This is a genomic window from Arthrobacter sp. AOP29-A2-19 (genome assembly GCF_058138025.1).
In genome coordinates this window covers 1,073,639-1,086,890 of the sequence record NZ_CM176894.1, presented here as the reverse complement: position 1 = coordinate 1,086,890, position 13,252 = coordinate 1,073,639, and the positions used below count along the sequence as shown (strand labels likewise).

The following is a 13,252-nucleotide window of genomic DNA, read 5'->3' as shown; positions in this document are numbered from 1 at the left end:
GGCGTTCGCCGACGGTGCCCGATGAGTCGGAAGCACTGGCACGGCGCGGGGATGCGTCGGCGGACTTCCGGCCGAGGTGGGCCGCCGGCTGTACTGGCGGTGTTCCACTTTACGGTGGTCCACTTCATTGTGGGGCGCGGCACCCGGTTGCCACAAGCAGCGGGTACCTGTTCCGAATGACCGACGCTTAAGGGTTGTTTGGTTCGGCGCTATTCGGAAGTATGGAGAGATTAGCACCCCGGGGCTGGGCTCCCCCAGCCGCCCGCGGATTCTTTACGCGCCGCCGGGCTTTGTGTCGGCCGTCGCCTTCTCCTCAGCCTCGCCGCCGCCATTGTGCTCGCCGTCGGCGCGTGCCGCGACGCCGTCCGCCTCCGCCGGGGCGCGTCCGGGCAGGTAGACGCCCGGATCGGGGATCCCGAGGTGGCGCGAGGCCAGGTAGGCGAACACAACCAGCGAGACCACCAGGAGGAGCAGGCTGGTCCACACGTTGAGCCTCTGTGTGACGCCGAAGAAGTTGATCATCTCCGCGTCGTCGATGCGCATTGCCTCGATCCAGAGCCGCCCCATCGTGTAGTAGGAGACATAGGCCCAAAACATGGCGCCACGGCGGAACCTGAACTTGCGGTCGAGCAGCAGAAGGATGGCCACGCCGGCCAGGTTCCAGAGGAACTCGTAGAGGAACGTGGGGTGGAACAGCGTCCCGGGAAGTGCGTCTGGCGGGAAGTTGGGGCTGGTGGCGTCGATCTCGAGACCCCACGGCAGGGTGGTGGGACCGCCGAAGAGCTCCTGGTTGAACCAGTTGCCCCACCGCCCCAGGGCCTGCGCCAGCAGGACTCCGGGCGCGGCCGCGTCGGCGAACGCCATGAGGCGCACCCCGTAGCGGCGGCAGCCGATCCAGGCGCCGACCAGCCCAAGCGCGACCGCGCCCCAGATGCCGAGTCCGCCGCGCCAGATCTGCCACGTCAGGCTGAGGTCTCCCGAGCCGTCGAAGCCGGGGCCGAAGTACGCGTCCGGGGAGGAGAAGATGTGGTAGAGCCGTCCGCCAACGATGCCGAAGGGGATGGCCCAGATGCAGATGTCCCACACAACGCCGTCCGGCCCGCCCTTGGCCTTCCAGCGGCGCGCGGTCAGCCACATGGCGGCCACGATGCCGACCAGGATGCACAGGGCGTAGGCGTGGATGGTCAGCGGACCCAGCGAGAAGCTGGCGAGTTCCTGCGGCGGGCTGGGGATGGAAGCCGGAAGGAAAAGGGCGGCGCTCATGCGGTCGCTTCCTTCTTCCCGCTGAGTTCGGCCGTCAGTCGACCCACGGCGTCGACGCCGCCGTCGCGCAGCGCCGCGACGAGCGCCGTGCCCACGATCACGCCGTCGGCGTAGGCGCCGATTTCCTCGACGTGTTCCGCCCTGGAGACTCCGAGCCCCACACAGGCGCGTTCGGCCCCGGCCTCGTGCGCGGCCTCGACGACGGCGGCCGCGGTGTTCGCGACGCTGGTGCGCGCGCCGGTCACCCCCATGATCGAGACGCAGTAGACGAACCCGCGGCTTGCCTCGACCGTGGACTTCATGCGCTCGGGCGTGGAGCTCGGAGCGACCAGGAACACCCGGTCGAGCCCGTGACGGTCCGAGGCCTCGATCCACTCGCCCGCCTCGTCCGGGATCAGGTCCGGCGTGATCAGCCCGGCCCCGCCTGCCTCCGCCAGGCGGCGGGCAAACTCGTCCACGCCGAGGCGCAGCACGGGGTTCCAGTACGTCATGACCATCACGGCGGCGTCGCAGCGCTCCGTGATGCCGCGGACCACGTCGAAGACCTGGGCCACACGGAAACCGTCGGCAAGCGCCTGCACCGTGGCCGCCTGGATGACGGCGCCGTCCATGACCGGATCCGAGTAGGGAATTCCGACCTCGATGATGTCGGCGCCGTTCTCGGCCATGGCGACCGCGGCGTCGATCGTCGTCTGCACGTCCGGGTAGCCCGCCGGCAGGTAGCAGATCAACGCCGGGCGGCCCTCCGAGCGTGCGCGGTCGATGGCTGCGGCGGACTTGCTCTGCATTACTGGTCCTGTCCTTCGGCGTCGATGATGTCGAACCACTCTGCGGCGGTTCCCACGTCCTTGTCCCCGCGGCCGGACAGGTTGACCATGATGATGGTTTCCTTGGGGTCCGCGCCGGCCTCCACCTTCCGGCGGCCGACCTTCAGGGCACCCGCGAGGGCGTGGGAGGACTCGATCGCCGGGATGATGCCCTCGGTCCGGCACAGCAGCCGGAATGCCTCCATGGCCTCGGTGTCGGTGATGGGCTCGTAGGTCACGCGCCCGATGTCGTGCAGGTAGGAGTGCTCGGGTCCAACGCCCGGGTAGTCGAGCCCCGCCGAGATGGAGTGCGACTCGATGGTCTGGCCGTCCTCGTCCTGCATCAGGTACGTCTTGGCGCCGTGGAGCACGCCCGGGCGCCCCAACGTGATGGTCGCGGCGTGCCGGGGGGTGTCGACGCCGTCGCCGCCGGCCTCGAGTCCGTAGAGCTCCACGGAGGGGTCGTCCAGGAAGCCGTGGAAGATGCCGATGGCGTTGGAGCCGCCACCGACGCAGGCGCACACGGCGTCCGGGAGGCGCCCCGTCTGTTCGAGAATCTGCTCCCTGGCCTCCTCTCCGATCACCTGGTGGAAGAAGCGGACCATGGCCGGGAAGGGATGCGCGCCCGCCGCGGTCCCCAGCAGGTAGTGGGTGTTGTCCACATTCGCCACCCAGTCGCGCAGCGCCTCGTTGATGGCATCCTTGAGCGTCTTGGACCCGGCGGTGACGGGGATGACCGTTGCGCCGAGGAGCTTCATGCGCGCGACGTTCAGCGCCTGGCGCCTGGTGTCCTCGGCGCCCATGTAGACCACGCACTCCATGCCCATGAGCGCGGCCGCAGTTGCGCTTGCGACCCCGTGCTGGCCGGCGCCGGTCTCGGCGATGAGGCGAGTCTTGCCCATCCGCTTTGCCAGCAGGGCCTGGCCCAGGACGTTGTTGATCTTGTGCGAACCGGTGTGGTTGAGGTCCTCGCGCTTGAGGAAAACGCGGACTCCCCCGGCGTGCTCGGCGAACCTCTTGGCCTCCGTCAACAGCGACGGGCGGCCGGAGTAGTTGCGGTTCAGCTCGGCGATCTCCGCGGTGAAGGAGGGATCGGCCTTGGCCTTCTCGAACGTGTCCTGCAGCTCGTCCAACGCGGCGATCAACGACTCCGGCATCCACCGGCCGCCGTATCCCCCGAAGTATGGCCCGGGGGCGTTGCGGAGGCTGGGACCGCCGTCGAGGAAGGCCTCGACCGGCTCGGTGGCCTCTGGCTGGCTGGGGGTCTCGGTCATGGTGTGGCCGTCCTGTCTTGCTGGGAGGGAAGCTGGTGGGTGCGCCCGTTCAGGCCCGTCGCGCCGGACGGGCGGCGGTGCCGGCGGCGACGAACGCCCGCACCGCGTCGGCCGGGGCGTTGTCCTTGACCAGGGCCTCGCCGACCAGGATGGCGTCGGCCCCGTGGGTCGCGTACTCGGCGACGTCGTCCGCGTGGCGCACGCCGGACTCGGCGACGATCACGGCCGAGGCCGGGATGCGGTCCGCGAGCCGGGCGAAGTTGGAGCGGTCGACGTCGAGCGTCTTGAGGTTTCGGACGTTCACGCCGATGACGCGGGCGCCCGCCGCGACGGCACGGTCCACTTCCTCTTCGGTGTGCGCCTCCACCAGGGCCTCCATGCCCAGCTCGTGCGTCAGCGCGAGCAACTCCGCCAGCGCGGCGTCGTCCAGGGCGGCCACGATCAGGAGGACAAGATCGGCGCCGTGCGCGCGGGCCTCGAAGACCTGATAGGGCTCCACGGTGAAGTCCTTGCGCAGCAGCGGGATGTCCACGGCGGCGCGGACGGCGTCGAAGTCAGCCAACGAGCCGCCGAAGCGCCGCTCTTCCGTGAGAACCGAGATCACTGACGCGCCGCCGTCGCGGTAGTGCCTCGCCAGCGCGGCGGGTTCCGGGATCTCCGCGAGGGCGCCCTTGGAGGGGCTCTTGCGCTTGACCTCGGAGATGACCCGCATGACGGTGTCGCGGCCCGTGCCGTCGGCTGTCCCGCCGAGGGCGGCGAACGCGTTTCGGGCCGGCGCCGCGGCCAGGGCCAGCTCGCGGATCGCCGCCGAATCGATCGTGGACTGGCGCCCGCGCAGGTCCTCGCGGACTCCGGAGATGATGTCGTCGAGAACGCTCACGCCTAGTGTTCGCTGTCCTTGGTCTTGCTTCCGCCGACGCCGTAGCCGATCTTCTTCATGAACCAGCCGCCGACGAGGCCGAGGAGGACCACGACGGCGCCGGCCGCCACGGCCACGACGTTGGACAGCGCGAACCCGATGCAGCCGATCAGCGTGCCCACGAGCATGATCCCGACGGCGGTCCATGCGGCGACGCTGTTGCCGTGGCCGATGGGCTCGGCGTGCATCGGATCGAACCCCTGTGCGGTGGTGGCTTCGGCATTGGTGGCCATGGCTGCTCTACTCCTCATCGGCTGGACTGACCGGGTTCGCGCCCGGGTCGAAACTAGTTACATTCTGCCATTCTTTTGCCTGCCGGGACGCCATGTTGCGTGCCTGCCGCGGCCACCGTCAGCGGGTGGGGTCCTCGCCGCGGGAGAGGCTGTCCCACCCGTCGATCTCGTTGACCGGGCCGCCGGCCGCGCCGTTGGAACGCGCGTCCGCCGCTGCCGCGGGCGCCGCATACTTGCGGCTGACGCGCCAATGCCGGCCCGCGATCGCCAGCACCGCCGCGCTGACCACGATCCAGGCGCCGGCGGCCGCGGCGACCCATGGCCAGGCGTGCACGTCGTAGCTTCCCTGCACCGTGGGAGTGCCCGCCGCGGCGCCGACGGCGGAGGCCGCCGCGCCCATGGGGTCCATAACAACGGCGACGGCAGACGCGACGATTCCGACGCCGGACGCGGCGAGCAGGGCCGCGATAACGTACCTGGCGACGGCGCCAGCGATGGCCGAGGCGACGGCGCCGGCGAGCGCGACCACGGCGAGGGCGGCGACTGCAGTGGCCGCGTCGGACCCGGCCACATCGATCGGCGCGGTGTTGATCGAGCCCTCGGCCGGGAGCACGTTGATCCAGACGCGCGTGGCGGTGGCCAGCGCGGCCACGGCGCCGGCTGCGGCGGCGAAGACCACGCTGCGGCGCGACGGCGGCCAGAAGCGGCCGCGTGTCGTCTCCGGCGTTGCCTTGGGGCCGCTCATGAAGTTTCTCCAGCGGGCCGCATGCTGCCCGCGGCCCACACGGCCCGAAGCGGCGCGGCCGACTTGTTGATGCTCTCGAGCGACTCGGCTTCGGGATCGGAATCGGCCACGATGCCGCCGCCCGCCTGGACGTAGGCGCGCCCGTCCTTGATCAGGGCCGAGCGGATGGCGATCGCCATGTCCATGTCGCCGGCGAAGTCCAGATATCCGACCACGCCGCCATAGACGCCGCGCCGCTGCGGCTCCATCTCGTCCAGCAGGCGCAGCGCCCGCGGCTTGGGGGCACCGGAGAGGGTGCCGGCCGGGAACGTCGCCGCGAGCACGTCGTAGGACGTGGCGCCCGCCGAAAGGCGGCCGACGACGTTGCTCACGAGGTGCATGATGTGGCTGAAGCGTTCGACTTCCATAAACTGGCTGACCTCCACGGTCCCCGGTTCGCAGACCTTGGAGAGGTCGTTGCGGGCAAGGTCCACGAGCATCAGGTGCTCGGCCCGCTCCTTCTCGTCGGCGAGCAGGTCCTTCTCGAAAAGGAGGTCGTCCTCGTAGGTGGCGCCGCGGGGGCGGGAGCCGGCGATGGGGTGCGTCACGACGTGGCGGTCGTTGACCGTCACAAGCGCCTCCGGGGAGGAACCGACGATCGAGTACCGGCTCCCGTGGGTGTCCTCCATGTTGAACAGGTACATGTAGGGGCTCGGGTTCGTGGTCCGAAGGATCCGGTAGACGTCCAGCGGGTCGGCGTCGGTCTGCAGTTCGAAGCGCCGGGAGACGACCACTTGGAACACCTCGCCGTCGACGATCGCCTCCTTGCCGCGCAGGATGGCCTGCCGGTAGGAGTCCTCGTCCCAGCTATGGGTGACGGCCTTCATGAGGTCTTCGCGCGGCACGTCCGTTCCGCTGAACGCGGACACTCCGGCCGGCGCGGCGGCGTCGAGCCGGGAGAGCATGTCCCACACCCGTTCCACCGCGTGGGCGTATGCGCCGTCCACGCCGGTCTCGGCGCCGTCCTGGTTGATGGCGTTGGCGATGAGGGTGACGCTGCCGTCGGTGTTGTCGTGCGCGGCCATGTCGCCCACCAGGTTCATGGCCAGTTCCGGGAGCCCGAGATCGTCATGGGGCGGGTTCGGCAGGCGCTCCCAGTGGCGGACGGCCTCCCAGCCGATGAAGCCGACCATGCCCGAGGTCAGCGGGGGAAGTCCGTCGAGCGGTTCGGTGCGCAGCATCGCGACCGTATCCCGGAGGATCTCCACCGGGTTGCCCTTCGTGGGGATCCCCGCGGGCGGGTTGCCGAGCCAGTGGGCCTTGCCGTCGCGGGTGGTCAACGTGGCCGGCGAACCGCAGCCGATGAAGGAGTAGCGGCTCCAGACCCCGCCGGCGGCCGCGCTCTCCATCAGGAACGTGCCGGGCCGCCCGCCGGAGAGGCGGCCGTAGATCGCGATCGGCGTGAGCGTGTCCGCCAGCACGCGCAGCGTGACCGGGACGACCCTGCGGTTGCGGGCGAGTTCGCGGAACTCCTCGAGCGTTGGGGAGATGACCCCGAGTCCTTGCATCGTGTGGAGGCCTTCCTCGTCGGCGGTGGTGGTGGCTGTGCGGCAGACGCCCTCGGGCGCGGGCGGTCGGGCGGTCAGGCGGAGGGAGCGGCCGCGGCCACTGCGCCCAGGTCCCGGCCGTCGAAGCACGTGCGCGTGCCCGTGTGGCACGCGGCGCCGACCTGGTCGACCGTGACCAGCAGGGCGTCTCCGTCGCAGTCCAAGGCCACGGAGTGGACCAGCTGAACGTGTCCGGAGGTGTCTCCCTTGCGCCAGTATTCGCCGCGGGACCGGGACCAGAAGGTCACCCGCCCGCTCGTCAGTGTTCTGCGCAGGGCCTCCTCGTCCATCCAGCCGAGCATCAGAACCTCGCCGGTGTTGTGCTGTTGGACGATGGCGGCGACCAAACCGGACGCGTCCTTCTTCAGCTGCGCCGCGATGCCGGGGTCCAGGGAGCGGACCGCGCCGGGGGCGGCAGGAGGTTCGGGGAGCGAAGCTGGGTTGTGGGACATCCTTGCCAGTCTAGTCGCTTCGCCGCGCGCGCCGCCGCTTGATGACCGCGCTCCACACCACCAGATTTCAACGGCCCCATGCTAGTTTCGACAGTGATGCGATTCGTACCCCCTTCACGCGAAGTCCTTGCCGAGGTCCTGCTGGCCGCCGGCCCCGACGAGACCACGCTGTGCGGCGGCTGGCGCACCCGCCACCTGGCCGCGCACCTGTACCTGCGCGAGCACAGTCCCCTCGCCGCCGGAATCGTCGTCAAGGCCCTGTCCGGTCGCCTGGACCGGGCGATCGACTCACTGGCCCGCGAAGCGTCGACGGCGTCGGGGTATGCCGCGCTGGTGGGCAGGTTCGCCCGCGGTCCCGCGAGGCTGTCCCCCCTGGCACTGCCGGCGGTGGAGCACGCCGCCAACCTGGTGGAGTTCTTCGTGCACACGGAGGACGTTCGCCGCGCGGGCGACCGCTGGGCCCCACGCATCCTGGACGAGGAGTACTCGGACGAGCTGTGGCGCGCGCTGGTCCGCGGCTCGGCACTCCTGTACCGCGGAGTGGACGTCGGCATCATCCTCTGCCGCCCCGACGGACAGCGTCACGTCGCCCGCCGGGCCACAACGTCGGTCGCCATCACCGGCGAACCCGCCGAACTGCTGATGCATGCCCACGGCCGCCGCGGCCAGGCCCTGGTGACGTTCGAGGGCGCGCCGGACGCCGTCGCCCTGCTGCGGAGCGCGGACCTGGAATCCTAGCCCCGCCCCATGCTCCCGGCCCTACAGCGCTCGCGTACGGTAGTGGTAGCTGGAGGCCGTGGTGAACCCCAGCTCGTCGTAGAGCAGGATCGCCGCGACGTTGCTTTCCCGGACCTGCAGCCACAGGCCCTCGAGCCCGCGGTCGGCGGCGTTGGCCATCAGGGCCTCGAGCACGAGGCGCGAAAGACCCTGGCGCCGCGACTCCTCCCGCGTGACCACGCAGTACATCCCGCCGTACTCCCCCACAAGTGCCATCCTGGCGATGGCCGCCGTTGTGCCGTCGATGCGCAACGAGGCGTAGACGGCGGGCGAACCGCCCAGGATCTGCCGCGACACGGCGCGGTCCTCCGGAGCCTGCGGGCCCTCCACTTCCCAAAAAAGGTCCAGCCACTGCTCGTCCGGAGCGTCGGACAGCTCGACCCGCGGATCCACGGCGATCCCGTTGAACCTCAGCAGTTCGCTGCCCTCCATGATTTGCACCAGCGTGGGGCTTCCCGCCGCGTAGCCGCGCCGCGCCAACAGCTCGTCGAGGTCCTCGGGCAGGCTGGCCGGGCTGATCTGGAACACCGGGTCGAGCCAGCGTTCCGCGCTCCGCCGCTCCACCTCGGCGACGGCAGCCTCGACGTCGTCCGGCGTCTGAAGCGGAAGCACCGAATTGGCACGCCGGGTGACGCCGGCCGCGAAGCGGAGGGCCCAGCCCTCGACGGCGCCCCGCTCGACGGCGGGCCATCCGTCGTTCATCAGGCGGTCGAGAAAGGCGGGATCAGCGAACAGGGAAACCAGCCTCCTCGATGGCCCGCTTGACCTTGGCGATCATGTCCACGGGCCCGAAGTGGAAGATCGATGCGGCCAGCACGGCGTCCGCCCCGGCCGCGATGGCCGGGGGGAAGTGCTCGGGCGCGCCGGCCCCCCCGGAGGCGATCAGCGGGACCTTGACGGCGGCGCGGACGGCGGCGATCATCTCCAGATCGAACCCCTGCTTGGTGCCGTCGGCGTCGATGCTGTTCAGCAGGATCTCGCCCACACCGCGTTCGGCGGCCTCCCGCGCCCAGGCGATGGCGTCGATCCCGGTGCCGGTGCGGCCGCCGTGCGTGGTCACTTCGAATCCGGACGGCACCGCGGGGTCGCCGGTGCGGCGCGCGTCCAGCGAAAGCACCAGCACCTGGGAACCGAACCGCTGGGTGATTTCGCTGATGACCTCGGGACGGGCGACAGCGGCGGTGTTGATGGAGGCCTTGTCCGCGCCGGCGCGAAGCAGCTTGTCGACGTCGTCGACCCCGCGGACACCGCCGCCGACAGTGAGGGGGATAAAGACCTCCTCGGCCGTGTGCCGGACGACGTCGTAGGTCGTCTCGCGGTTCCCGGAGGACGCGGTGACGTCGAGGAACGTCAGTTCGTCCGCGCCGGCCGCGTTGTAGCGCTTTGCCAGCTCCACGGGGTCGCCCGCGTCGCGCAGCCCCTCGAAATTGACGCCCTTGACCACTCGGCCGGCGTCGACGTCAAGGCAGGGGATGACTCGGATGGCTACGCTCACGGCGGCTCCTCTAGATGCGGCAGGCGTGGATGGTGCTGACCAGGATGGCCCGGGCGCCCAGGTCGTAGAGCTCGTCCATGATGTTGTTGGTCTGCGATTTGCGCACCATGGCGCGGACGGCGACCCAGTCCCCGTCCTGCAGCGGGGATACGGTCGGCGATTCCAGCCCGGGGGTGAGCGCGCAGGCCTGGTCGACGAGCTCCCGGCGGACGTCGTAGTCGAGCATGGCGTACTGCCGGGCCACGAGGACGCCCTGCAGACGGCGCACGAGGACCTCGGAGCCGGGAGGGTTCTCCCCTGTGCGGCCAATCAGCACGGCCTCCGACTTCAGGATCGGGTCGCCGAAGGTCTCCATGCCGGCGGCGCGCAGCGTGCTGCCGGTCTCCACGACGTCGGCGATCGCGTCCGCGACGCCAAGCCTGACGGAGGATTCGACGGCTCCGTCGAGCCGCACGACTTTCGCGTCGATGCCGCGGACCTTGAGGTAGCCGCGCAGGAGGCCGTCGTAGCTGGTGGCGATGCGGCGGCCCTCCAGCTCCTCGACGGAGGCGAAATCGCCGATCGGGCCAGCAAAGCGGAACGTGGATGCTCCGATGCCCAGCGGCAGGCGCTCCTCGGCGTCCCCGTTGACCTCCGCGTCCAGGAACAGGTCGCGCCCGGTGATGCCGACGTCGAGGATGCCGCGTCCCACGTACACGGCGATGTCGCGGGGCCGAAGGTAGAAGAACTCGACGTCGTTGTCCGCGTCCACGAGCACCAGCTCGCGGTTGTCGCGGCGCTGGCGGTATCCGGATTCGGTGAGCATGGAGGTTGCGGCCTCCGACAGTGCGCCCTTGTTGGGCACGGCTACTCGCAGCATGGTGCGGCTCGTTTCTTGTCTTTGGTGGTGCCTGTGCTTGCCTGGTCTGCTTCCTGTGCCGCGGCCGGTGGCCGGCGGCTACAGATGCTTGTAGACGTCCTGCAGCGTCAGGCCCTTGGCCAGCATCATCACCTGAAGGTGGTAGAGCAGCTGGGAGATCTCCTCCGCGGCTTCCTCGTCCGATTCGTATTCGGCGGCCATCCAGACTTCGGCGGCCTCCTCGACGATCTTCTTGCCGATGCCGTGCACTCCCGAGTCGAGCTCCGCGGTGGTGCGTGATCCGGCGGGGCGGGCCACGGCCTTCTCTGAGAGTTCGGCAAAGAGGGTGTCAAAGGTTTTCACGGGACAAGCCTAGCGGCTGGCCCGGCGCCGGCCGGCACCGGGCCAACCAATGTGACGAACTCCTCCGGCTACCGGCCGCCCAACACCAGTGCGGTCTGGAGCGCCGCGGCCATCGCCTCGTGGCCCTTGTCCTCCACGGAGCCGGCGAGGCCGGCCCGGTCCAGCGCCTGCTGTTCGTTGTCGCACGTCAGCACGCCGAATCCCACTGGGGTGCCGGTGCGGACCGACACGTCCGTCAGTCCGGCCGTGGCCCCTTGGCACACGAAATCGAAGTGGGGCGTACCGCCCCGGATGACCACGCCGAGGGCCACGATCGCGTCGTATCCGTGTGCCAGGCGTGACGCCGCCACCGGAAGCTCGAACGTGCCGGGCACACGCACCACGTCCGGCGCGGCGATCCCGGCCTCCGCCGCGGCGCGCAGCGCGCCGTCGATGAGTCCGTCCATCACCTGTTTGTGCCAGCTGGCCGCGACGACGACCGCCTTGAGGCCGGCCCTGCCGGCTGCCTCCAACTGCTCCGGTCCCGCCGCGGGGGCTCCGTGTCCACTCATGGTTGTTCTCCTTCGGTTGCTATTCGGGGGTGGGCGCCGTAAAGGCGCCCGCTGTGATGCGGTGCTGCATGCGCTCGCGCTTGGTCTGCAGGTACCTGGTGTTCTCCGGCCTCGCGGCCACGTGGCTCGGCACGGTTTCCACCACCTCGATGCCCGCCGCGGCGAGCCAGGCCTCCTTCAGCGGGTTGTTCGTGACCAGCCGGATGGAGGTGTGCCCGAGGCTGAGGAGGATGGCCGCGGCGGCGTCGTAGCGGCGCGCGTCGACGGGGAGGCCGAGCTGCTCGTTGGCCTCCACGGTGTCCGCGCCGCCGTCCTGCAGGGCGTAGGCGCGGATCTTGTTGGCCAGCCCGATCCCGCGGCCCTCGTGTCCTCGGAGGTAGACGACCGTTCCACCCTCGGCGGCCACCGCAGACAGCGCCGCCGATAGCTGCTCGCCGCAGTCGCAGCGGTAGGAACCGAAGACGTCCCCGGTGAGGCACTCCGAATGCACCCGCACCAGTGGCGCGCGCTCCGGCCGCCGCGCGGGATGGCTCGGGCCAGCCGGGGACAACGCCCCTCCGACGACCGGGGCCGAGAACGTCAGGTGTTCGTCGCCGGTGCCCCGCTCGGTCCACGCCTGAACGGTGAAGATGCCGTGGGGCGTGGGAACGGTCACCGCGGGGCCTCCCACCACGGCCGCCGGCTCGGGCGTGTGCGCGCGCGCCGGACCGCCCTGGGCCAGGTAGTTGGCGAGATCCTCGATGCTGACCAGGGGAATGTCCCACGTGGTGGCGAACTCGCGCAGGGCGGGCAGGCGCATCATCGTTCCGTCGTCGTGCACCAGTTCGGCGATGGCGCCGACGGGCTGCAGTCCGGCGAGGCGGCAGAGGTCCACCGACGCCTCGGTGTGGCCGCGACGTTGCAGCACGCCACCCTCGACCGCGCGCAGGGGAAAGATGTGCCCGGGGCGCGTGAAGTGCCCGATCCCGCTCTCGGGGTCCGCGAGCAGGCGCACGGTCGTGGCCCGGTCGGCTCCGCTGATTCCCGTGGTGATGCCGGAGGTCGCATCGCAGGAGACGGTGTAGGCGGTGCCCTTGGCGTCCTCGTTGATCTCCACCATGGGCGGCAGGCCGAGGGCGTCCGCGCGGTCGGCGGGGAGCGGCACACAGACGACTCCGGAGGTGTGCCGGATGGTCCAGCCCATGAGCTCGGGCGTTGCGAATTCGGCGGCAAAGATGATGTCGCCCTCGTTCTCGCGGTCCTCGTCGTCCACGACCACCACGGCCCGGCCGGCGGCGATGGCGGCGATGGCGGACTCGATCGGGTCAAGGACGCTCATGCCCGGCTCCCGGTGGACGGTGCGGCGAACGCCGCCAGGCGCTCGGCGTACTTGGCCATCACGTCCACCTCGAGGTTCACGGGATCGCCAACGCCCCGGGCGCCGAGGACCGTGTCGCGCAGCGTGGTGGGAATCAAGCCCACCTCGAACCACTGCTCCGGTTCGGTCGCGGCAGAGACCTCCGTGACGGTGAGCGAGACTCCGTCGATGGCGATCGACCCCTTCCGCGCGACGTAGCGCGCCAGCTCCGTGGGCACCGCGAAGCGCAGCCTGTCCCAGTTGCCCAGGCGCTCCCGCTCGAGCAGCGCCCCCACACCGTCGACGTGGCCCTGGACCACGTGTCCGTCGAGCCGGCCGCTGGCCGGGACGCAACGCTCCAGGTTGACGGGATCGCCGACGCGCAGGGCGCCGGTCGTGGTGTGGCTCAGGGTTTCGCCCATTACGTCGATCTCTACGCGGTCTCCCTCGATCGCCGTGGCGGTAAGGCAGACACCGTTGATCGCGATCGAGCCGCCGAGGCCCAGATCGGAGGCGTGGCCCGGCGCCGAGACCGACAGGACGACGGCGTCGCCCCCTTCCGCGGGTCGTATCGCCTCGACGCGCCCGAGGCCGCTGATGATTCCGGTAAACAT

16 protein-coding genes are annotated in these 13,252 nt (G+C 70.4%); 1 reads left to right on the top strand and 15 read right to left on the bottom strand.

What is annotated here, in order from left to right; translation table 11 throughout:
* Positions 1-273 precede the first annotated feature (273 nt).
* From lgt to hisI, 8 genes are all read right to left on the bottom strand, one after another.
* Complete coding sequence (lgt, locus tag AC3ZJJ_RS04915) at positions 274-1,263, bottom strand: prolipoprotein diacylglyceryl transferase (protein ID WP_489894136.1); 990 nt, start codon at positions 1,261-1,263, stop codon at positions 274-276.
* On the bottom strand, positions 1,260-2,051 hold the full coding sequence (gene trpA / locus AC3ZJJ_RS04910) for a tryptophan synthase subunit alpha (protein WP_489894135.1): 792 nt from the start codon (positions 2,049-2,051) through the stop codon (positions 1,260-1,262). The genes lgt and trpA overlap by 4 nt, the downstream gene beginning before the upstream one ends.
* On the bottom strand, positions 2,051-3,343 hold the full coding sequence (gene trpB / locus AC3ZJJ_RS04905; protein ID WP_489894134.1) for a tryptophan synthase subunit beta: 1,293 nt from the start codon (positions 3,341-3,343) through the stop codon (positions 2,051-2,053). The genes trpA and trpB overlap by 1 nt, the downstream gene beginning before the upstream one ends.
* Positions 3,344-3,392: 49 nt before the next feature.
* On the bottom strand, positions 3,393-4,223 hold the full coding sequence (trpC, locus tag AC3ZJJ_RS04900) for an indole-3-glycerol phosphate synthase TrpC (protein WP_489894133.1): 831 nt from the start codon (positions 4,221-4,223) through the stop codon (positions 3,393-3,395).
* 2 nt (positions 4,224-4,225) lie between these two features.
* Positions 4,226-4,495 (bottom strand): HGxxPAAW family protein, encoded by a 270-nt coding sequence (locus tag AC3ZJJ_RS04895; protein ID WP_489894132.1) that lies wholly within the window; start codon positions 4,493-4,495, stop codon positions 4,226-4,228.
* Positions 4,496-4,613: 118 nt separating this feature from the next.
* Entirely contained in the window at positions 4,614-5,240 is a 627-nt protein-coding gene (locus tag AC3ZJJ_RS04890) for a Trp biosynthesis-associated membrane protein (RefSeq protein WP_489894131.1), read from the bottom strand.
* Positions 5,237-6,787 carry an anthranilate synthase component I gene (locus AC3ZJJ_RS04885; protein WP_489894130.1) on the bottom strand — a complete coding sequence of 517 codons (1,551 nt, stop codon included), beginning with the start codon at positions 6,785-6,787 and terminating at the stop codon, positions 5,237-5,239. Before AC3ZJJ_RS04885 ends, AC3ZJJ_RS04890 begins: the two co-directional genes overlap by 4 nt.
* Positions 6,788-6,861: 74 nt before the next feature.
* Positions 6,862-7,278, bottom strand: a complete 417-nt coding sequence (hisI, locus tag AC3ZJJ_RS04880; protein WP_489894129.1) for a phosphoribosyl-AMP cyclohydrolase — start codon at positions 7,276-7,278, stop codon at positions 6,862-6,864.
* 96 nt (positions 7,279-7,374) lie between these two features.
* Between hisI and AC3ZJJ_RS04875 the strand changes: the two genes are divergently transcribed.
* The gene (locus AC3ZJJ_RS04875) at positions 7,375-8,016 is read left to right on the top strand and encodes a TIGR03085 family metal-binding protein (RefSeq protein ID WP_489894128.1); all 642 of its coding nucleotides are present in this window, start codon (positions 7,375-7,377) and stop codon (positions 8,014-8,016) included.
* 21 nt (positions 8,017-8,037) lie between these two features.
* Here AC3ZJJ_RS04875 and AC3ZJJ_RS04870 read toward each other — a convergent pair whose 3' ends face one another.
* The 7 genes from AC3ZJJ_RS04870 to AC3ZJJ_RS04840 form a co-directional block, all read right to left on the bottom strand.
* On the bottom strand, positions 8,038-8,757 hold the full coding sequence (locus tag AC3ZJJ_RS04870; protein WP_489894127.1) for a GNAT family N-acetyltransferase: 720 nt from the start codon (positions 8,755-8,757) through the stop codon (positions 8,038-8,040).
* Positions 8,758-8,779: 22 nt separating this feature from the next.
* Complete coding sequence (gene hisF / locus AC3ZJJ_RS04865) at positions 8,780-9,550, bottom strand: imidazole glycerol phosphate synthase subunit HisF (RefSeq protein WP_489894126.1); 771 nt, start codon at positions 9,548-9,550, stop codon at positions 8,780-8,782.
* Positions 9,551-9,560: 10 nt separating this feature from the next.
* Positions 9,561-10,409 (bottom strand): ATP phosphoribosyltransferase, encoded by an 849-nt coding sequence (gene hisG, locus AC3ZJJ_RS04860; RefSeq protein WP_489894125.1) that lies wholly within the window; start codon positions 10,407-10,409, stop codon positions 9,561-9,563.
* 78 nt (positions 10,410-10,487) lie between these two features.
* Complete coding sequence (locus AC3ZJJ_RS04855; RefSeq protein ID WP_489894124.1) at positions 10,488-10,751, bottom strand: phosphoribosyl-ATP diphosphatase; 264 nt, start codon at positions 10,749-10,751, stop codon at positions 10,488-10,490.
* A 68-nt stretch (positions 10,752-10,819) separates the two neighbouring features.
* Positions 10,820-11,302 (bottom strand): 6,7-dimethyl-8-ribityllumazine synthase, encoded by a 483-nt coding sequence (gene ribH, locus AC3ZJJ_RS04850; protein ID WP_489894123.1) that lies wholly within the window; start codon positions 11,300-11,302, stop codon positions 10,820-10,822.
* Positions 11,303-11,321: 19 nt separating this feature from the next.
* Positions 11,322-12,620: a 3,4-dihydroxy-2-butanone-4-phosphate synthase gene (gene ribB, locus AC3ZJJ_RS04845; protein WP_489894122.1), complete on the bottom strand. Its 1,299-nt coding sequence runs from the start codon at positions 12,618-12,620 to the stop codon at positions 11,322-11,324.
* The gene (locus AC3ZJJ_RS04840) at positions 12,617-13,252 is read right to left on the bottom strand and encodes a riboflavin synthase (protein ID WP_489894121.1); all 636 of its coding nucleotides are present in this window, start codon (positions 13,250-13,252) and stop codon (positions 12,617-12,619) included. The genes ribB and AC3ZJJ_RS04840 overlap by 4 nt, the downstream gene beginning before the upstream one ends.